This is a genomic window from Mesorhizobium sp. M7A.F.Ca.CA.001.10.2.1, assembly GCF_003998575.1.
Lineage (GTDB): Bacteria > Pseudomonadota > Alphaproteobacteria > Rhizobiales > Rhizobiaceae > Mesorhizobium.
In genome coordinates this window covers 1-808 of sequence record NZ_RZQY01001185.1, presented here as the reverse complement: position 1 = coordinate 808, position 808 = coordinate 1, and the positions used below count along the sequence as shown (strand labels likewise).

The following is an 808-nucleotide window of genomic DNA, read 5'->3' as shown; positions in this document are numbered from 1 at the left end:
CCCTGAAGCTGGTTGATCGCGGGGCGTTGTCAGCCTCGTCGGTCGGCGCCGCGCATGGCGAGATCGGACACACGCAGTTCCTGCCAGGAAACGTCCTGAAATATGGCGTCGGCGGCGGAAACCTGCGCGACAAGGGCACGGCGCTGGCTTCCACCGCCAACTTCCTCAAGGGCCATGGCTGGCGGGCGGGCGCGAGCGCGAGTGCGAATATGGGCGCGATTGCCGGCTGGAATTCCGCGAGCGTCTATCAGCAGGCCATCGCCCGCATCGCCACGGCGATCGACGGCGATTGACGGACCATGCACCGGGCAGAAGGGCCCCGGCCATTTCTGACTTGATCGAAAACCCGGCGCGAATGCCGGGTTTTTATTTGATTTCGAGCGTGTAGGAGCAGCCGGCCAGGGTCTTGCCGGGGTGGGACTCGACGGTCGAGACGTTAAGCTTGACGTCCGTGGAGAAGGTCAATCCTTCCGACTCTTCGGTGCTGTGGACAACGACCTTCTCGCCAAGGAATTTTTGCGGCGTGGAAAAAACGGCCATGACGTTGAGTTCTTCGGCAAGCTCCGGCGCGGCAACGCCGTCGAGCACGGCCATCGGCCCCGCAGCGGTAAACACGATCGATCCTGTCTCGCGGTTGAACACGCGGATTTTGGCCGGCAGTTCGTATTGGCTGAGAAACGGATTGCCCGAGGCAACCTCCTTCCAGCCAAGCGTTTCAACGGCGCCCGGTGCGCTGGACAGCCACAGGGCAAAGTCGTTGTAGGTCGGAACGTCCGCCCTGCACTCGATCAGCGCCGGAAGGTCGCGA

Annotated in this window: 2 protein-coding genes; one reads left to right on the top strand and one right to left on the bottom strand. The window is 63.0% G+C overall.

Annotated features, from left to right (window positions below; genetic code table 11):
* On the top strand, nucleotides 1-293 hold a 293-nt coding region (locus EN964_RS36035; RefSeq protein WP_206528837.1), incomplete at its 5' end, for a lytic murein transglycosylase.
* 73 nt (nucleotides 294-366) lie between these two features.
* Here the strand turns inward: EN964_RS36035 and EN964_RS36030 are convergent.
* On the bottom strand, nucleotides 367-808 hold a 442-nt coding region (locus EN964_RS36030), incomplete at its 5' end, for a hypothetical protein (protein ID WP_127277559.1).